The 19,935-nt window shown below is 40.8% G+C and carries 16 protein-coding genes and 2 pseudogenes; 14 read left to right on the plus strand and 4 right to left on the minus strand.

What is annotated here, in order from left to right:
* Positions 1-225: pseudogene (locus QZU45_RS06710) on the minus strand (mannitol dehydrogenase); the annotation flags it as partial.
* A 619-nt stretch (positions 226-844) separates the two neighbouring features.
* On the opposite strand from QZU45_RS06710, the gene QZU45_RS06715 reads away from it, so the two are divergent.
* The 12 genes from QZU45_RS06715 (at position 845) to rpsI (ending at position 14,042) form a co-directional block, all read left to right on the plus strand.
* Entirely contained in the window at positions 845-2,725 is a 1,881-nt protein-coding gene (locus tag QZU45_RS06715) for a sigma 54-interacting transcriptional regulator (RefSeq protein WP_295353277.1), read from the plus strand.
* 454 nt (positions 2,726-3,179) lie between these two features.
* Positions 3,180-4,136, plus strand: coding sequence for a sugar kinase (locus QZU45_RS06720; RefSeq protein ID WP_295353280.1), 957 nt, complete (start codon positions 3,180-3,182; stop codon positions 4,134-4,136).
* Positions 4,137-4,145: 9 nt separating this feature from the next.
* Positions 4,146-4,787 (plus strand): bifunctional 4-hydroxy-2-oxoglutarate aldolase/2-dehydro-3-deoxy-phosphogluconate aldolase, encoded by a 642-nt coding sequence (gene eda / locus QZU45_RS06725; protein WP_295353283.1) that lies wholly within the window; start codon positions 4,146-4,148, stop codon positions 4,785-4,787.
* A gap of 94 nt (positions 4,788-4,881) precedes the next feature.
* The gene (locus QZU45_RS06730) at positions 4,882-5,880 is read left to right on the plus strand and encodes a TRAP transporter substrate-binding protein (RefSeq protein ID WP_295353286.1); all 999 of its coding nucleotides are present in this window, start codon (positions 4,882-4,884) and stop codon (positions 5,878-5,880) included.
* Between the two features lie 20 nt (positions 5,881-5,900).
* Positions 5,901-6,410: a TRAP transporter small permease gene (locus tag QZU45_RS06735; RefSeq protein WP_074841469.1), complete on the plus strand. Its 510-nt coding sequence runs from the start codon at positions 5,901-5,903 to the stop codon at positions 6,408-6,410.
* Between the two features lie 69 nt (positions 6,411-6,479).
* A complete protein-coding gene (locus QZU45_RS06740) occupies positions 6,480-7,826 on the plus strand; it encodes a TRAP transporter large permease (RefSeq protein WP_295353289.1) in 1,347 nt (448 codons plus the stop codon).
* A gap of 83 nt (positions 7,827-7,909) precedes the next feature.
* Positions 7,910-9,319, plus strand: coding sequence for a glucuronate isomerase (uxaC, locus tag QZU45_RS06745; protein ID WP_295353293.1), 1,410 nt, complete (start codon positions 7,910-7,912; stop codon positions 9,317-9,319).
* 100 nt (positions 9,320-9,419) lie between these two features.
* On the plus strand, positions 9,420-10,544 hold the full coding sequence (locus QZU45_RS06750; RefSeq protein WP_197017889.1) for a mannonate dehydratase: 1,125 nt from the start codon (positions 9,420-9,422) through the stop codon (positions 10,542-10,544).
* 68 nt (positions 10,545-10,612) lie between these two features.
* Positions 10,613-12,226 (plus strand): mannitol dehydrogenase family protein, encoded by a 1,614-nt coding sequence (locus QZU45_RS06755; RefSeq protein ID WP_295353299.1) that lies wholly within the window; start codon positions 10,613-10,615, stop codon positions 12,224-12,226.
* A 425-nt stretch (positions 12,227-12,651) separates the two neighbouring features.
* The gene (locus QZU45_RS06760; protein ID WP_295001541.1) at positions 12,652-12,858 is read left to right on the plus strand and encodes a hypothetical protein; all 207 of its coding nucleotides are present in this window, start codon (positions 12,652-12,654) and stop codon (positions 12,856-12,858) included.
* A 350-nt stretch (positions 12,859-13,208) separates the two neighbouring features.
* Positions 13,209-13,637, plus strand: coding sequence for a 50S ribosomal protein L13 (gene rplM / locus QZU45_RS06765; RefSeq protein WP_295353303.1), 429 nt, complete (start codon positions 13,209-13,211; stop codon positions 13,635-13,637).
* Positions 13,638-13,649: 12 nt separating this feature from the next.
* Positions 13,650-14,042, plus strand: coding sequence for a 30S ribosomal protein S9 (gene rpsI / locus QZU45_RS06770; protein WP_074841463.1), 393 nt, complete (start codon positions 13,650-13,652; stop codon positions 14,040-14,042).
* Positions 14,043-14,292: 250 nt separating this feature from the next.
* Here rpsI and QZU45_RS06775 read toward each other — a convergent pair whose 3' ends face one another.
* On the minus strand, positions 14,293-15,906 hold the full coding sequence (locus QZU45_RS06775; protein WP_295353306.1) for a methyl-accepting chemotaxis protein: 1,614 nt from the start codon (positions 15,904-15,906) through the stop codon (positions 14,293-14,295).
* 301 nt (positions 15,907-16,207) lie between these two features.
* Here QZU45_RS06775 and QZU45_RS06780 point away from each other — a divergent pair, with 301 nt between their 5' ends.
* On the plus strand, positions 16,208-17,290 hold the full coding sequence (locus tag QZU45_RS06780; RefSeq protein WP_295353309.1) for an ABC transporter substrate-binding protein: 1,083 nt from the start codon (positions 16,208-16,210) through the stop codon (positions 17,288-17,290).
* Between the two features lie 17 nt (positions 17,291-17,307).
* Here QZU45_RS06780 and QZU45_RS06785 read toward each other — a convergent pair whose 3' ends face one another.
* Together QZU45_RS06785 and QZU45_RS06790 are read right to left on the minus strand one after the other, a co-directional pair.
* Entirely contained in the window at positions 17,308-18,846 is a 1,539-nt protein-coding gene (locus QZU45_RS06785) for a hypothetical protein (RefSeq protein WP_295353312.1), read from the minus strand.
* Between the two features lie 12 nt (positions 18,847-18,858).
* A complete protein-coding gene (locus QZU45_RS06790; RefSeq protein WP_295353315.1) occupies positions 18,859-19,290 on the minus strand; it encodes a hypothetical protein in 432 nt (143 codons plus the stop codon).
* 243 nt (positions 19,291-19,533) lie between these two features.
* Here QZU45_RS06790 and QZU45_RS06795 point away from each other — a divergent pair.
* Positions 19,534-19,935 (plus strand): annotated as a pseudogene (locus QZU45_RS06795) (hypothetical protein); the annotation flags it as partial.

Consider the following 19,935-nt stretch of genomic DNA (forward strand, 5'->3'; position numbering starts at 1 on the left):
AATTGCAGTGAAGAGGCAGTCCTGCTCTTTGAGTACCGGTACAGTTCTTCCCCTTGGTGTTGGCTGAACCGCAATTACTCTTCCGTTGAACAGGTTCTGTTTGTTCATGTGGTAGACCATCCAGTCGATAAAGCAGCGGATAAAATTACCTTCTCCGAACTGAATTGCCTTTACTGGAAGATCAGATTTGCACTCTGGTTTTAATGCAAGGTTTAGTTTTGTCATTTTGTTGTCCGTTTTGAATTAACTTTAATTTTGTAACTTATAGATGTCTGCAGTTTTCACTGTATATAGGTTTGTGCTTTTTTACTTAAAATCCGATTTCAACTTTAAGCATGTCTGCACCATGGTCAGTAAAAAACACAAGGGCCTGAGAGAGCTCGTCGAGCTTATGGGGGCTGTTAACAGTCTTTTTAAGAACAGCCTTCCCAAACCAAATCGAATTGATAGGATTGAGAAACTGCTTTCTAAGCGTAATTCTAGAGGCGAATACATTTATGTATTCCTTATGTTTAAATTTAGATTGTTATTAAAAATGGTCGTTATGTTGTTACGAACCTAAACAGTAAAAAGCAACGTTTATGCCAAGATGAGAATATGCTGAAAATAAAGGAAATTTAAAGATTGATGTTTCAAAATTAAACAAAGTGTGCAAAAATAATGTTTCAAGGTGTTTAAAAAGTAAACATTATTTTATGAATAGGTTCACAAAAATCTAGTCGCTGATTTTTTAGAAGATGTTTTTTTATTGTAATATTTTTTTTGTGTTACGACATAAATAACATCTGAACATATTAATAGTATTTTTCAATTTTTACTCAAAAGCAGTCAAAAGGCGTTTAATATGAAGGATTCAATCGTATTTTTTGCTCCTAATTCCAGAATCGCAGCACTAGCTACAAATGCCATTTCTCAAATGAATCTTTCAATTCCAGTGGAAGAGGCAATTGACTATGAGGCGGTTGAACTGCTGCATAAATACCCTTCATGCAAGGTTGCAATCAGCCGAAGTGGTACCGCAGATCTCCTTCGCGGAGTAAAGGGACTATCGGTTGTTGATATAACTGCCTCTTTTTATGAAATACAGCGCGGAATCAGTAAGCTGATTGAAAAGAGATGCAAGAATATCAGTGTGATAAGTCAGCATAACTTTATAGGTCTTACCCATGCTGAGTTCAATGTTGGAGACGTAAAGGTCACACTTAATCCCTGCAAAAACACAGAAGATATTATTTCAACAGTTGAACGTCGAGTTGACAGTGGAACAGACGGTGTTTTAGGCTGTGTTCTGGCTATAGAAACAGCCAAATCCCATAATCTGATTGTGGAGCCTTTAGAGTCAGACTTCTTCTCTATTAAAAAAGTTATTCTTCAGGCATTGGAACTGCTCGAATATCTTAATGTCAGCCAGAAGAATTTCGAGTGTATGGAATCTGTTCTTGATAACATTGATGAAGGTGTGATTTTTTTTGATTCAGACAACAAGCCTGCAATTTACAACGAGTGTGCCTTTAAGCTGATGCAGCCTGAGTCTAAGGAGCAGTGGTTTCACAAACTTGAAGAGTATATGAATAGGGCAAACAGTGTTCCAAGAGTTGTTAACCTTAATAAGAACAAGGTTCTGTTTCGCAGTATTCCATTATCTGGAAATAAATTTATTTCGGGAAACAAAACCAGCAGTAATGTAGTAATCATGCAGGATAGCACTGCAATTGAGGAAAATGCGAAAAATATTAAGATTTCCACTTATGAGAAAGGTCTTTTTGCCCGACGTAGCTTTAAGGATATCAGATTTGAATCTCTAGTTATGGAAGATGCCGTAGCGCTGGCCAAACGTTTTTCTAATTCTGATTCAACAGTTATGCTTTTTGGAGAAACCGGTGTGGGTAAGGAAGGATTCGCTCAGAGTATTCATAATAATTCTCCTCGCTCTAAAAAGCCTTTTGTTTCAGTCAACTGTGCCTCTCTTCCTCAGGGGCTGGTGGCATCTGAGCTGTTCGGTTATGCAGAAGGTGCCTTCACTGGAGCACGCAGCTCTGGTAAGAAAGGACTGTTTGAGCTGGCTCAGGGCGGAACCATCTTTCTCGATGAGATCACAGAAATCCCTCTTGAGGTTCAGAGTCAGTTCCTTCGTGTGATTCAGGAACGTGAGGTTATGCGTATCGGAGATGATCGCATTATTCCTCTGGATATTCGTATTATCTGTGCTTCTAACAAAAAGATCCTGCCTTTATGTGAACAGGGTAAGTTCAGATATGATCTTTACTATAGACTTAATGTTCTGCAGCTGACCATTCCTCCTTTACGTGAGCGAGGAAGGGATGTTCTGGTGCTGTTTAAGGCATTTATGGCAGAATTCCTTCATAAGAATGAAGAGGATATTGAGTTTGACGACAGCATCCGATCTGTTCTTTTAGGCTATTCTTGGCCGGGTAATGTCCGTGAACTGCGTAACTTTGCAGAGGCACTGTCTTTTTACGGTGACGAGATCAAAGTATCTAATGTTTTAAATATATTAAATCATGACAAGGAAGTGGTTTCTGCCGGAGGAGAAGGTGGTAGTCAGGTTCTGAATTTTAAGGATGATATGCCTCTTTCTGAGATTGAGAAGGAGTATTATCGTTATATGCTAGAACGTCATTCAAATGCTGAGGTTGCAAAACTTGCTGGAATATCAAGAACTTCCTTGTGGAGAAAGCTTAAGGCTCTTGGTCTAAGCGATTAGCTACTATACAAAAATGTCAGATTTGTTTTGTGTGATACATATCAAGTCTAAAAGTTTCAAACTGAAACGTTTTGGAACACAGTTTAATATCCAAAACGTTTCATCTATAAACATCAAATAAAATTATCTTTAATTTTCAATAAAATAAATAATTGGCACAATCGTTGCTTTTATAGAAACATAAAAATAATTTATTTAGATACACATGACAAAGAGCAACAATGGAACCAACTTTCCATTACCACATCAAATAATTTTTGTTTTGATGTTCTTCTGTCCCTGTTTAGACTATGTGCAAAGATTTTAAGTTAGCAGGATTTGTCAGCGCATAGGCCATTACAGAAGCTGTTTAGCTTTAAATTCTAAATAATATTATCAGCCAGCCTTAATGGACTGGTTAATCAAATAAGAAAAAATCAATATTAGTTTTGTAAAAAGGATATAGGAGTATTCTATGGCAAAAGGGTTGCTGCTTGTAGGAGAGCCAATGGGCCTCCTGATTGCAAAGCAGGAAGGTGCTCTGGAGACTGTTAGAGATTATTCACTGGCAGTTGCAGGTGCAGAATTCAACGTTGCAACCGGAATTTCAAGACTTGGTCTTAAAGTTTCCTATCTAACCAAGCTTGGAGATGATCCTTTTGGAAAACTGATTGAATCAACTTTAAGAGGAAATGGAATTGATTCTGGACTTGTAAGCTATTCATCAAAAGAGCGTACAGGTTTCATGATGAAGGGAAAGGTCTCAAAAGGCGATCCTCAGATTTTCTATTTCAGAGCTGGTTCTGCTGCATCAACTCTATCTGAGAGTGATGTTGAAAAGATTGATTTTACCAGATTCTCTCACATTCACCTTACAGGCATTGCACCTGCTCTTTCAGAGACTACCCTGAAGGCCGTCTACAAAATGATTGAGCTAGGCCGTAAGGCGGGTCTTTATATTTCCTTTGATCCTAACCTAAGACCTCAGTTATGGTCCAGCCGTGAACTGATGGTCAAGACCCTCAATGAGCTGGCCTCAAAGGCTGATCTGGTAATGCCAGGTGACGGTGAGGGAGATATTTTATGCGGTTCATCAGAACCAGAAAAAATTGCAGCATTTTACCAGAAGCTTGGTGCAAAGAGCGTTATTGTTAAGTGCGGCCCTCAGGGTGCCTTTTATTCTACTCCTGACAAGAGCGGTAAGGTTGCCGGCTTTATTATCGATAAGGTTGTAGATACCGTAGGTGCCGGTGATGGTTTTGCTGCCGGAGTGCTGTCAGGTCTTATGGAAGGAATTGATTTTGATAAGGCTGTTGAGCGCGGCTGTGCCATCGGCGCAATTCAGTGTACCTTCACTGGGGACAATGAAGGTCTGCCAACACCTGAGCAACTGAAGGAATTTATGTCATCTCACAAGCGCAGAGATTTTTAGGAGATAAAGATGAAATTTAAAGTTTTAAGCGATATTGAATCAGTCGGCATTGTGCCTCTGGTTGTCCTTGAGGATGCAAAACAGGCAGCTCCTTTAGCTCAGGCATTATGTGACGGTGGAATTCCTATTGCAGAGGTTACCTTCCGTACTGCAGCAGCGGCTGATGCAATCAGAATCATGGCTGAGGAATGTCCTAACATGCTGGTTGGCTCAGGTACTGTTCACAATGTTGATCAGGCATGGGCAACCCTGGATAACGGTGGCAAGTTTGTAATTACCCCAGGTTTTAATCCAAAGGTTGTGGACTGGTGCTTAAAGCATAATCTGGCCATCTGTCCAGGTACCGTAACTCCATCAGATCTGGAGCAGGCTTTAGACTTCGGTTTAGAGGTTGTTAAGTTCTTCCCTGCAGCAGCCTATGGCGGCACTAAGACCTTAAAGGCACTGGCAGGTCCTTATGCTTCAATCAAGTTTGTGCCAACAGGCGGAGTAAATCTGGACAACCTTTCAGAGTATCTGAGCCTCAAGAACGTCGCCGCAGTAGGCGGAAGCTTTGTACCAGATCCTAAGATGGTAAAGGCCGAGGATTATGAGGGGATCAGTGCTGCCTGCAGAGATATTCTCAAGAAGGTTAAGGATATCAGATCCTAAGATTTCCGGGGGCAGAATATATTTCGAATCCCTATTCAAGCAACTTTGTTTATTTATATTTAACTAAAAACTACCTAATCATAAGGAGATTATTATGAGTATTAAGAAAATTCTTGGAACCGCATTAGCTGTTGCTTCTATTTTAGGCTTTGCAGCTTCAGCTGAGGCAAAGACCACTGTTCGTATTTCTCACACTCAGATTGAGACTCACCCAGACCATATCGGTTTTGTTGCTTTCAAGAACTTTGTTGAGAGCAAGGCTGGTGACAAGTACGACGTTAGAATTTTCCCTAACAGTTCATTAGGTGCTAATGAGAAGGTTCTTGAGCTGGTTAAGATGAATTCTGTTCAGTTCCTGTCAGTATCAACTGCAAACATTGAATCATTCAACAAGAAGTATGCAGTATTCTCAGTTCCTTTCCTGTTTACCTCAGAAGATAACTTTGAAAAGTTTATTACTGATCCAGAAGTTCTTTCTGAGTTAGGCTCAGATGCTCAGAAGGATGGTTTCAGACCATTAGGCGCTTTTACTGCCGGTACCCGTAATTTCTACTCAAAGACCCCAATCAACACAGTTGACGATCTGAAGGGCAAGAAGTTCCGTGTTCAGGCTGGTCCTACCAACGTTAAGATGATGGAAGCCTTCGGTGCAGCTGCAACTCCAATGAGCTTCGGTGAAGTTTATTCTGCTTTACAGCAGGGTGTTATTGACGGTGCAGAGAACAATGAGCTAGCTCTTACCGATCAGAAGCACGGTGAGGTTTGCAAGTACTTCTCATATGATGGTCACCAGATGTGTCCTGATCTGATTGTTGCTTCAGAGAAGTTCCTTTCAAAGTTAAGCGACGAGGATCGTAAGTTATTCGAGGATGCAGCCAAGGAAGCTCAGAAGGCAGAGTTCGAGGCTTGGCACAAGAGAATTGCTGAGGCTAAAGAACAGGCTAAGAAGATGGGCGTAACCTTCATTGATGTTGATGCTAATGCATTCCGTGAGAAGGTTCTACCTTTACACCAGCAGCTTCTAAATGAAAACCCAGCTATGAAGGCTATGTACGATAAAGCTTCAGCCTTTGACGCATCAAACAATAAATAATTCATAAAACGGAGCGATAAATGCAAAGCCTAAGACAAATTCTGGACAAGGTACTGATTACCATATGTGTTGTTCTCTTCATTGAGATGACCATTGTAGGTACTTACCAGATTGTAACCCGTTACTTCTTTAATTCCCCAAGTACAATCTCTGAGGAAATAGTAACCTATAGCTTCACCTGGCTTTCAATCCTTGGTGCAGCTAGTGTCTTCGGCAAGAGAGGTCATCTTTGCATGACCTTCTTCTCTGCCAAATTTACAGGCAGAAAAAAGGCCTATCTGGACATTTTTTCTGAACTTTGTGTAATGCTTACCGCAGTTTCGCTTCTGATCTATGGTGGTTACATCATGTCTACTGAGAATTTCTCCCAGGAAACAGCATCTCTGGGTATCAGTATGGGATTCATGTACGCAGTTCTCCCAATTTCGGGTGTAATTATCTGCCTGTACGGTCTCCTAAATCTATTAGACATATTCAAGGTATTATCCTCTCCTGACGTTGACCGCTACGGTGTCAGTGCAGAGTCATAATTCCCTGATTCAACCACGATTCTTATAAACGGAGGGGAGAGGTTCTCCCCTCATTTAAGGAAGACAGATATGACTGTTATTGTAAGTATTCTTTTGGCTGTTTGCCTCGTCGGTCTACTGATCCTTGGAACTCCAATCTGTATTGCAATTGCTATTTCATCAGTAGTTGCAGGTGGAGTTGCTCTGGACTTTGACATGATGCTGCAGACAGGCGCACAGCGTACCTTCACCGGTATCTCTGTATTTACTCTGATTGCTATTCCATTCTTTATTCTGGCTGGCGATATCATGAATCAGGGCGGTATTGCACTGCGTCTGATGAACTTCGCCCGTCTTCTGGTTGGCAGATTACCAGGCTGTTATGCTCATACTAATGCTATGGCTAACATGATGTTCGGTGCAATTTCCGGTTCTGGTGTTGCAGCTGCTTCTGCCATGGGTTCAATTGTTGGCCCTATTGCCGAGAAGGAAGGTTATGAGCGTGATTATATGGCAACCGTAAATATTGCCACAGCTCCTACCGGACTTTTAATTCCACCAAGCAATGTTTTAATTACCTACGCACTGGTATCAGGCGGTACCTCTGTTGCAGCTTTATTTATCGCAGGTTATATCCCTGGTATTCTATGGGGCTTAGTCTGCATGATTCTTGCTGGTTTCCTTGCTCACCGCAGAGGTTACAAGAAGGATTCCCAGAAGATCACTTTACCAATCGCAATGAAGATCACCTTTGATGCTCTTCCATCACTGTTATTGATTGTGCTGGTTATTGGCGGTATCGTAGCTGGTGCTTTCACCGCAACCGAAGGTGCTATTGTTGCAGTAGTTTATTCTCTGATTCTGTCTTTATGCTACCGTACCATCAATCTTAAGAAACTGCTTAAGATTTATGCAAATTCAGTACAGATGACAGGCATTATTATTCTTCTGATTGGCGTATCCTCAATCATGTCATGGGTAATTTCATTTGTTAATATCCCTGATGCTGTAGGTGAGCTTTTAAGAGGCGTTTCAGAGAGCAAGATTGTGATCATGCTGATCATCAATATTGTGCTGCTGTTTGTTGGTACCTTCCTGGATACCACTCCTGCAGTTCTGATCTTTACCCCAATCTTCCTGCCAATTGCACAGTCATGCGGTATTTCACCAGTTGAGTTCGGTATCATTATTACCTTCAACCTATGTATTGGTCTGATTACTCCACCTGTAGGCAACATTCTGTTTGTGGGTGTTAAGGTTGGAAAGACAACCATTGAGAGGGTAATTAAGCCTTTATTACCTTACTATGCACTGATCTTCATGGTGTTAATGATGATCACATATCTGCCATTCCTATCCAGTTATCTTGCATACCTGGCAGGTTACCCAGAAGCTTTAGGTCCTGTTTCAAAAGATATGCTCGGATTGACGCCGTAACTTTCTGATTTCTTAAATGCGATCCGCATGCTGATGCGGATCCTGAACCAGTTTAATTCATATTTAATTAGCGAGATTTAAAAATGAAAAAGTTTTTAGATAAGGATTTTATGCTTGAAAATGACACAGCCTGCAGACTTTATCATGAACATGCTGCAAAAATGCCTATCATTGATTACCACTGCCATATCAATCCACAGCAGATTGCTGAGAACTATAAGTTCAGAAACATTACTGATGCATGGCTGTCCGGCGACCACTACAAATGGCGTGTAATGAGATCAAACGGTTATCCTGAGAGTCAGATTACCGGTTCTGAGAGCTCTGATTATGAGAAGTTTGAGGCTTTCGCTAAATCTCTGCCTTTAGCTTTCGCTAACCCAATGTACCATTGGACCCATTTAGAGCTTCAGAGATACTTTGACATTTCTACTCCTCTTAACGAGCGTACCTGCAAGGAAATCTGGGAAAAGTGCAATGAAAAGTTAGCTTCCGACAACTTCAGAGTCTGTGACATTATCCGCAAGTCAAATGTTAAGTTAATCTGTACCACCGATGATCCTGGTGATTCACTTGAGTGGCACAAGAAAATAGCTGCTGACAGTTCAGCACCTTGCAAGGTTTTACCTGCATGGCGTCCTGACAAGGCAATGAAGATTGAAAAGCCTGAGTTTGCTTCATATGTAGAGCATATTTCAAAGCTGACCGGCAAGAAGATTGATTCCTGCAAGGCATTCTTTGAGGCTATCGATGAGAGAATGAAGTTCTTCAACGATATGGGCTGTCGTGCTGCTGATCACGGTATTGATTATGCGTACTGCAAAGTTGTATCTGACAGTGAACTTGAAAGAATCTATGAGAAAGGTCTGGCTAATGAAGCTTTAACTTCAGAGGAGATTGAGGCTTACAAGTCAATGATTCTTCTGCATCTGGCAGAAGGCTACACCAAGTATGGCTGGGTAATGCAGATTCACTATGGAGCAATCCGTGATCCAAACACCAAGATGTTCAAACTTCTTGGCGCAGACACTGGTTTTGACTACATGGGCAACCGTCCATGTGCCGAGGCAATCGGTATTTTAATGAACGAGCTTACTCAGAGAAACGCTCTTCCAAAGACTATCTGGTATTCATTGAATCCTGCTGATAACGGTCCTATTGCTACTGCAATCGGTGCTTTCCAGGGACCAGAGGCCAAGGGTAAGATTCAGCAGGGGTCTGCATGGTGGTTCAATGATTCATATCAGGGAATGGTTGATCAGATGACTTCTTTTGCAAATCTCTCTGTATTCGGTAACTTCCTTGGCATGCTGACCGATTCACGTTCATTCCTCTCTTACACCAGACATGAATATTTCCGCCGCATTATGTGCAACTTTATCGGTACTTATGTTGAGAAGGGAATGTATCCAGAGGATATGGATTTCCTAGGTAAGATGGTAGAGGATATTTCCTTCAACAACACCAACCGTTATTTCGGTTTCAACGTCTGATTCTAAATCAGATTTATAAAAGTCCATTCTCCCCTTGAACAGGGGGAATGGTCAGAGAACAGCATTAGATTTAAAGAATTATTATTGGAGTCAGTCAGATATGATGCATATGTCCTTTCGCTGGTATGGTCCAGAGCAGGATCCTATTACTTTAGATAAGATCCGTCAGATTGGTGGTATGGAAGGCGTTATCACCGCACTTCATGAAATTCCTGCAGGTGAGGTTTGGCCTGAGGAAAAAGTTTTAGAGCGTAAACATTTTGTTGAGAAGGCTGGCTTAAAGCTGATGGGCATTGAGAGTATCAATGTTCATGAGGATATTAAATATGGTGCTAACACTCGTGACAAATATATTGAGAACTATATCAAATCACTTGAGGCTGTTGGTAAATGCGGTATACATCTTGTCTGTTATAACTTTATGCCTGTTTTTGACTGGACTAGAACTGATCTGGCTCAGCCTCTGGAAGATGGTTCAACAGCTCTGGGCTATAACGGTAAAATCTGTGAAGGATTAAGTGCCGAAGAGATGTTTGATTACATCATCAAGAATTCAAATGGCTTTGAAATGCCAGGCTGGGAGCTTAACCGCAGAAGCGAAATAACCGCTGAAATCAAGAAATTCGCAGGAATGACCGCAGATGATCTGCGTGCAAACTTTAAGTATTTCTTAGATGCCATTATGCCAACCTGTGAGAAATACAATATCAAGATGGGCGTCCATCCGGATGATCCTGCCTATGACTTATTTGGACTGCCTCGTATCTGCAAATGCGAAGAGGATCTGGTAAAGATTGCAAGAATGAACAGTTCACCTTACAACGGCTTTACCTTATGTACCGGATCTTTAGGCAGCAATCCTGCTAATGATATTCCTAAGATTATCCGCAACAAGGAAATCAGCTCCAGAATCCATTTTGCTCATGTTCGTAACGTAAAGCATACCGGCGATCATCAGTTCCATGAGAGTTCTCATGTTTCACGTGAAGGTTCACTGGATATGTATGAGATTATGAAGGCTCTGGTTGAAGTTGGTTTCAACGGTGTTGTTCGTCCTGATCATGGTCGTGAGATCTGGGGCGAGAAAGCCCGTCCAGGCTATGGTCTTTATGACAGAGCATTAGGTGCAACCTATCTGCAGGGACTAGAAGAGGCAATCCGTAAGGATAAGGGAATGAATTACCCTGACAACATCTATTCAACAGAACAGTCTTTAATCTGGTAATAACAAAGTCTTTCACTGCTGCCCTGACAACAGGGCAGTGATATAACGAATAAGGATTACGCTTTAATATGAAAGTTACAGAAAAAGGAATTGAGCTGGACAAGAGTGCATTTGAGAAGGCTTCGATTGCACTTCCTATGTATTCTGTTTCAGAAGTTCGTCGCAGAACCTGTGAGCATCCTTTATGGGTTCACATGGGTGCAGGAAATATTTACCATGCATTCATCGCTTCAGTTCAGCAGGATCTTCTGAATAGAAAACTTTCTGACAGGGGTATTGTAACTTTATCAACAAGAAGCGGAGAAACCAGAGAGAAAATCGAAAAGCCTCATGATAATCTGGTACTTGGAGTAACTCTGCTTCCTGATTCCTCAACAAAGATGCAGGTTATCGGCGCAACTGTCTGTGATCTTCTTTTAAATGGAGAGGATAAGGCGGATGAGGCACGTGCTGTTGAGATGTTTAAAGATAAGTCTCTGCAGCTTATGTCCTTTACCATTACAGAAAAAGGTTATTCTCTCAAGGGCATTGACGGCTCATTTACTCCAGTAGTCCTTGAAGATTTTAAAAATGGTCCAAAGAGCGCAAAACACGGTATGTCCATAACCTGTGCTCTCTTATATGAGCGTTATCTTGCCGGAAAGTATCCTATCTCTCTGGTTTCAATGGATAACTGTTCTAACAACGGAACTATTCTGCAGCATTCGGTTGTAACCATTGCAGAAAAATGGGTAGAGAACGGATTCTGTGAGAAAGGCTTTTTAGATTATCTCAAGGATGAAAATACTGTAGCATTCCCTTGTTCAATGATAGATAAGATTACTCCAAGACCTGATCCTGATATTGAAAAAATGTTAAAGGATTTGGGGGTAGAGGACATGGAGAGCATAAAGACCTCAAAGGGTACTTATATTGCTCCATTTGTTAATGCAGAAAAGCCTCAGTATCTGGTAATAGAGGATCGTTTCCCAAATGGAAGACCTCCTCTGGAGAAGGCCGGTGTACTGTTTACTACTAAAAAAGGTGTTGAGCTGTGTGAACGCATGAAGGTTACCACCTGTCTTAACCCTCTGCATACTGCGCTTGCTGTATATGGCTGTGTACTTGGCTATAAGAAGATTGCAGATGAAATGGATGACAGGGAGCTGGTTTCACTGGTTAAGAAGCTTGGCTATGATGAGGGCCTTAAGGTTGTTGAGGATCCTAAGATTCTAAATCCTGAAGCTTTCCTCTCTGAGGTAATTGAACAGCGTCTTGTAAACCGAGCTCTGCCTGATACTCCACAGCGTATTGCAACAGATACCTCACAGAAGGTTCCGGTACGTTTTGGTGAAACTTTAAAGAGCTACATTCGTCTTGGCCTTGATACCTCAAAGCTGGTTGCTCTTCCTTTAGCAATAGCAGGATGGCTGCGTTATCTTCTTGGTATTGATGACAACGGTAAAGAGTTTGTCTTATCTGATGATCCTCAACTTGAGACCCTTAAGAAATATCTAGAAGGTATAACCTTAGGTTCAGATGCTGACATCAGCTTAAAAGTTCGTCCAATTCTTTCTAATAAAGTTATTTTCGGAGTTGATCTGTATGAGGCTGGAGTAGGGGAGAAGATAGAGAAGATCTTCCGTGAAGAAATTGCCTCTGTTGGAGCAGTTCGCAATACTTTAAAGAAATACCTTGGCTAATAATTCTTTATAAGATCCTTATGTTATCCTAACATGGTTACTCTCTCTTCCTTTAATATAGTGGGGAAGAGAGTTTTTTTTCTGGATGTCTTTCTTTTAATTTCCTGCCTGTTCCGGCTCACCATCAACATTCTTTTAACATACTGGAGTAGCTCCTATCTATTCTATTCAGCGCAAATCTGGTTAAATTCAGAGAATGAAAATCACAGTTTTGTAAGCGTTTTCTTTACGATCTTTTGGAGCAAAGCTCTTTCCTTTATTATGCTCTCAACTTTTTTGAACTTATTCAAAAAACGAGCTTTTTTATCAGTTTTTTTTATGTTTTTTGAGAAAACACAGGGTATTTATTAGAAAAAAATAGGATCATAATCAAAAAAAGGACAACAGAAAAAACAACAGTCCAGAAAAAAAACAAGGAGTGAGTGATGCCAGACTCAGAAAAGAATAGAGCCAGCGAAACATCGCAACATGTTTCACTAACCAAAAGAATACCATTAAGAGTTCTGTGGTTATGTGAACTTGCATTTTTAATCGTACTGTGGAAATTTGCAACAGATACAGGTTATTTCCTTCCTATCTTCATTATTACTGTAATGGGAATATTTCTATATCAGTACAACAAACTCAAATAAGATTTTCTGTTCCCTTGCTGTATAAGACTTTGTGTATAGGCTATTATACATATCAATTTTAACCAGCCTGGGGCAGGTTAGATCTAGTTGTGTATGTAATATGCTGATTTTTAAGTGCTTTTCCAAATAAATCTGTGCTTCAAAAAAATTACCAAAAACAAATCAAATTTCATTTGATAATTCCCCCTTTTTTGTTTAAAATATGCCATTGCCCCTCTAACCGAGGAACCGGTTTCCCACCCGTGTTACTTGGTGCAGACTAAGAAATTAGCCTGTTTGGAAAGAGAGCAGATAAATATTTATCTGTAAGGTTTTAAAGGAAATTATTCCTTATAAAAAAGGGTTTTTTAATGAAAACTTTCGTTGCAACACCATCAACTATTAAGCGTGATTGGTTAGTTATTGATGCTGAGGGTCAGACTTTAGGTCGCCTAGCTTCTGAGATTGCTATTCGCCTACGCGGTAAGCACAAGCCAGAGTACACTCCATTCCTGGATACCGGTGATTATGTTATCGTAATCAACGCTTCTAAGGTTAAGGTTACTGGTAATAAGGCTACTGACAAGATGTATTATCACCACACTGGTTTCCCAGGTGGAATCAAGTCAGAGTCTTTCGAGAAGCTTTTAGCACGTAAGCCAGAAGATATTATCGAGACAGCTGTTCGCGGTATGCTTCCAAAGGGACCATTAGGTCGTGCTATGTTCCGTAAGCTAAAGGTATATGCTGGTGAGTCACATAATCATGCTGCTCAACAGCCTCAGGTTATCAAGTTATAGGAGCACTAGCAAATGGCAGCAAATCAGTATTATGGTACCGGTCGTCGTAAGGACTCAACCGCACGTGTATTCCTAACTCAGGGTACAGGTAAATTAGAGATCAACGGCAAGACTTTAGATCAGTACTTCGGTCGTCCAACTTCTCGTATGGTTGTTTCACAGCCTCTAGAGCTATTAGAGTTAACTGACAAGGTTGATTTATACATCACTGTTAGAGGTGGTGGTATCACTGGTCAGGCTGGTGCAATCCGTCACGGCATTACTCGTGCTTTAATTCAGTACGACGAGTCATTCCGCCCTGCATTACGTAAGGCTGGTTTCGTAACTCGTGATGCACGTTCTGTTGAGCGTAAGAAGGTTGGTCTTCACAAGGCTCGTAAGCGTCCACAGTACTCAAAGCGTTAATACGTTTTCGAATTTCAAAACCTCTGCCTATGCAGAGGTTTTTTGTTCCTGCATATCTTCAAATCCTTTCTTAATACTGCTTTAAACTTTTAAACCATTCCTATAATCTCTTTTCTCTGCTTTGAGCTTAAATTTGTTTATAGCCTTATTTTTGCCGCCGGAAGCCCCTTGTTTAGCCATGGGGAGCAGGTCAACTTCGGATATAAAAAAGGCCCATCCGCAGATGAGCCTTAGGAGAAGAGAACTCTGTTTATACTTTCAGATCGCGAACCTGAAGAACTAGGTTATGCATTTCATGAACAGACTTGGTAACAGATTCCTGAGCTTCCTGAACCTTTGCTGCAAGATTCTGAGCTGATGCTGTAATATCCTGCATATTGGTTGAAATTTCAGCTGTTGCAGTAGTCTGCTGTTCAGCTGCAGTTGCAATCTGAGTAATCTGGCTGTTAACGTCAGATACCTGAGCGGATACATTGTTGAGCAGATCTGATACTGCACCAGTTCTTGTTGCCAATGTATTCATGTTTTCGAGGGAAGCGATCATTGATTCATTAGCGGTATTAGCGTCATTCTGAATCTGACCTACCATCTTAATAATTTCCTGAGTTGAACTACCGGTACGAGATGCCAGAGAACGAACTTCATCTGCTACCACTGCGAAGCCCTTACCTGCCTCACCAGCACGAGCTGCCTCAATAGCAGCATTCAGAGCCAGCAGATTGGTCTGAGAAGCAATGTCCTCAATAGTCTGAACAATAGTTCCAATCTTCTGAGACTGATCTACCAGAGCTTTAATGTGCTCAGCATCAGTACGGCTTCTTTCAACCTGATCATGAATAGCGTTAATGGTTGATTCAACCTCATTAACACCCTGATTGGTAGTCTGATTTGAAGTATTTGCTGAAGCAGCTGCGCTTTCACAGTTCTTTGCAATATCACCTGTGGTTGATACCATCTCGTCAGATGCTGCGGCAACAGTTAATGCTCTGTTCTGAGTGCTCTGGGCACTTTCATTGATCTCAGCTGTAATGTTGTTGATCGTATTCATGTTGTTTTCTACATCAACAGCAGCCTGTTTGATAGTACCGACAAGTCCCTGCCACTTTGAACGCATTGCTTCCAAGCGTCCCAGTAATGTACCGATTTCATCAGAAGTGGTTGGCTTGATTACATGGGTTAAATCACCTGATGCTATTTCATCAGCCCCCTTCATGGCAACCTTCAGTGCGTTGATGATAGAGTTTGAAAGAGTTAAAGCAATAATCATGGCGATTGCTATTGAAATACAGGCTGTAACCAGAATGACTATGATAGGAGTTGTACTTGCAATGGAATCAACTTTAGCTTTTGCAAGTGCAATCTGCTTACTTGAAATCTTATCAGCAGCGTGGGTGACCCTGTCAAAATTAGGTGCCAGCCATACATCATAAATATTGCGGACTTTATCATTATCCTTAGCTTTGAGAGCTGCAATAAAGTCAGTGGTCTGATGTTCAGTGTAAATCTTGGCTCCCTCTTTCATATCTGCTGTAGCCTGAGGATCACTTTGGCCTTTCAGTACAGATGTAACATCAAAGAGTTTCTGAGATGCTGCTCTAATCTGTTCATCATGTACAGCAGGATCATATGATTCAGGGGTTTTCTGCAGTGCAAAGCTGATTGCATCCGCTTCAATCATAGCCGTGCTGACGTTATGCGATCTTGCATGACGGGCTCCCAGAATATCGTTTACATCAACAATAACATCATTGCTTGCAAATAACTGTTTGAGGGATATAACTGAAATTAAGATTGTAAATATAATTATTGTTGCAAAACCAAGCAGAAGCTTGGACTTTACGCTTAATTTACTTAGCATATTCATAATGATTATCCTAAATTTTATTATTTACTTACGACCTTACGAGCGAGGCCGTAAGAATCAATACCACTTCATAGATAATTATGTGTGATATTCCAAATTATGCCTTAAATTTCAGCTTATTTTTTGTGATTTGTTACAAAAGTCATATAAATAATGCGAGTTAAGCCAAAGTTTAGAAATGAAAAAAGAGCTTAAAAATGGCGATTGTGACCTGATATCAAGTTTAATTCTATACATTAACCGGTTATATACTAAACTTATCTTCTAGAAGCTGTAATTTTGTTACCGAGGCAAGAAGGTTATGTTGTCTAGATTTATAAGATACCTGGTTGTTTCTTTTTTATTATGCTGTTTTTCTGTACATGCTGAAGATTCCCTGAAAAAACTTAAGGTTTCACTGCTGCTCGAGCATGAGGCTTTCCTCGTATGGTACGGAATCGAAAAAGGCTGGGATAAGGATTTGGGGCTGGATATCAGTCTTAATATAAAGGATGTATCAGGAATTGATCTTTTAAATGATAAGCATGTTAATAATGGAGCATGGGATATTGCCGGTGTGGGCTGTGTGCCTGCAATTATCGGTGGTAAAGGTTTGGATTTTTCATATATAGGTATAGGTAATAATGAGTCTCACTCAACTGAAATAATGGTTCGTCCTGACAGTAAGCTTCTGAAGGTCAAAGGTGTAAATCCTGATTATCCTGAGGTTTACGGCTCAAAGGAGACTATAAAAGACTCAACTATTTTTATCCGCAAGATGACATCTGCAGCCTATGTGCTTTCGAACTGGCTGGATCTTTTCGGTCTGTCTTATTCAGATGTTAAGGTTGTAGATGGAAATATTTCTGATTTTATAAAATATATGAAGGATGGTAACGGAGATGCGATGATCCTTTGGGCTCCTGCCACCTTTGAGGCTCAGACAAATGGCTTCAAGTCAGTTGCCTCAGCAGATCAGGTTGATGCAATAGTTCCAATTTTCTTCATTGCTGATTCAGAGTTTGCAAACAAGAATGCTCAGACTATGGCTCGATTCCTGTTAATGTACGATAGAGCCGTAAAGATTCAGAAGAAAGATCCAAAATCTCTGGTTTCATATTATAAGAACTTCCTGAAACTGTATTCTAGTAAGGACTATTCTGATGAGTTCTGTCTTTTTGATCTGAAAGCTCATACTGTTTATTCCATCGACGAACAGCTGAAACTATTCAATAGTGACAATAATAATCTTAGTGCCGTTGAAAAGATGGAAAGACATCTTATCAGCAGAATTAAAATGATCTCGATGCAGCCTGATATAGTTTATGAGCCTTCGCAGTATAAGCATAATCCATCAGATCTGTTTTTGAAGATTGCAAAAAGACTTTCTGAAGAGTCAAAATAGTTGTTATAGCAGATTGGTTAGGCTTTGTGTCCTCCAATCTGCATGTTTCTTTCAATGGCAGTTGCTCCCTGCTCAAAGTTGTTTCCTTTCAGTATTGCATTTTTTCCGTATTTCTCTTTTATCTTCATCATTGCCTTCTGGGCTTTGATTTCCTTTTCTTCCTTTTCTCTGTTAATCTCCTGCTTTTCCTCCTGTGGCGCTGGATCAATCAGGGCAAAGAGATCGGTCTGATAAGGCTCAGCGGGTTTTGAATTAAGTTCTTCAAGCTGAGCTGTGTCTAAGAGTTCAATGGCGCAGACTCTAAGTTTTCTGACATTGTAAAAGGGAACGGTAATTCTTGAGTAAAGCTCTAAAACCGCATGGTTTACAACAGAAAAGGATACCGTAGGAAAGGGCAGGGTAACGGTGCCATGGGCAGGTTTGGGAATAAGCCTTCCATACTGGTCGGTATAGAAATTGTTGTTCTGCTGGGAGTTTGTCCGGTTAGGATGATTGTTCTTATCATAGCCTACATCAATAACTATCTTTGAGCAGACCAGCCCCTCCTTCATCAGATCAAGACATAGCTGCTCGGTCATTTCCTGAATTACGACCTTTCCTTCAGCATTGGTGTAAGAACGGGGCAATACCTGTCCCTGGCTCATGCTTTTTCTTCTCCGGACAATTTTTTTGATGTCAGGAATTGTAGCTGTTTCATAGCCCCAGGCATGATCAATAAGAAATTCTGCTCTGACTCCAAATACCCTGAAGAGCAGATCCTCATTTTCAAGGGAACACCGGGCCAGATCCCCCATGGTATAGATTCCGATTGCCTCAAGTCTTCTCTCAATGCCAGGCCCAATACTCCAGAAATCAGACAGCGGGGTATGGTTCCACATGGTCCTTCTGTATGAATCTTCATTTAGGGAGGCCATACGAACTCCGAATTCATTGGGAGTTGCCTTTTTGGCAACGACATCCATGGCTATTTTTGCCAGAAACATATTGGTGCCGATGCCTGCGGTTGCAGTAAGCCCTGTCTGAGAATAAACCTCTCTTAGGATCTTGATGCACAGTTCCTCAGGAGAACACTGATAGGCATTAAGATAGGTTGAAACCTCCATGAAGACTTCATCAATTGAATAGACAACAATATCATCAGGGGCGATAAAGCTGCAGTAGATATCATAAATCCTGGTTGAGTATTCCATGTAGCGCTGCATTCTGGGAGTAGCAATAATGTAGTCCACAGCAAGGGCCGGATTAGCTTCAAGCTCGTGCTGAAGTACGGATTTACCCTCAAAGCGCTGAAGATTGTGTGCAGTAAGTCTTTTTCTGTTTATATCATCTACTTTCTGAATCACTTCAAACAGACGAGGTCTGCCAGGTATGCCTAATGCCTTGAGAGAAGGGGAGACAGCAAGACAGATGGTTCCTTTTGATCTGGAGGCATCCGCTACCACAAGATTAACTGTTATAGGATCAAGTTTTCTGTCCACGCATTCAACAGATGCATAGAATGACTTTAAGTCTATGGCTATATAAACAGGTGAGCATTTACTGCAGGTGGTATCCATTGTCTTAAGCCTTTATCCTATTGTTATCCTGACTACGTTCTCAAAGTAGATGTCTTTTGCATCTGTAAAGCTGAAGAGTCGATTGGTTTCATCAATCCTTCTTAGATGTCCGGTTATATTCCTGTATTCTCCTCCTGCCTTATCTCTGTCCGGAACAAAGATCCGCATGGTTACTTTTGGCTTTCTCTCGATAATTTTTTTTAGTTCAGTAATCTTTTCGTTGATTTCCTGATACTGCAGAGAGTTTTCATCAAAATCGGGAGCTTCATCAGTAACTCTGTCTACTTCATCTATGGCGTCAGAGTATCCGGTCAGAGCATCAAAAGGCATAAACTGGCTGGCCCGCTGTTCAGCAGAGGCTTTAACATATTTGGATACAGGTCTTTTCTTATGGATGATGTCTCCATACTTTAAAAGAGTCTGTTCGATATCAAATCCTGTCATAGATAATCGCGAAGTAAAAGAAGGCTTAAATAAAAATACACTAATAATTATTATACATAAATTTTAAGAAAAATATACGCTCTTTTCAAGAATATTAGGATGATCTTGCGAATGATGTGGTGACAAGGAAAATTATGAACGGTACTTCCTTGAGCCGCATTATTCAGTCTTAAGTTTCAATCCTAGGCCGAAGCTTTAAATTGAATAGTGTGATTGTTTAACAAACAACAATGGAGCTATTCAATGGCAGGCAATTCTCAAAAGCTAAACGAAGGCGAGCTTGCGCTATACACAATGCAGCTATCTGCAGGATATGTTCCTGTAGGAGTTGATCTGGCAGCAAGAGTATTTCAGGTTTGCTATCTGACCGAGAAGCAAAAGATTAAGAATAAAGCCTTATCTCGTGAAGCTTTCCTGGATTTTCTAAATAATCCTCCTTTCAGTCAAACCTTGATGGTTGGATTTGAAGCATGCGGTGGCTGTAATTACTGGGCAAGATTTATTGAGAGTCTTGGACATAAGTACAGAATCATGCCGGCGGCTTCAATCAGAGCCTTTCTGGGCTTACAGAAAACAGATAAGATTGATGCTCTGGGGATTTTCAAAGGAACAATCTGTCCCTCTGTAAGAACCATAAGTGCGAGG

The organism is uncultured Succinivibrio sp., assembly GCF_902756765.1.
Taxonomy (GTDB): domain Bacteria; phylum Pseudomonadota; class Gammaproteobacteria; order Enterobacterales; family Succinivibrionaceae; genus Succinivibrio.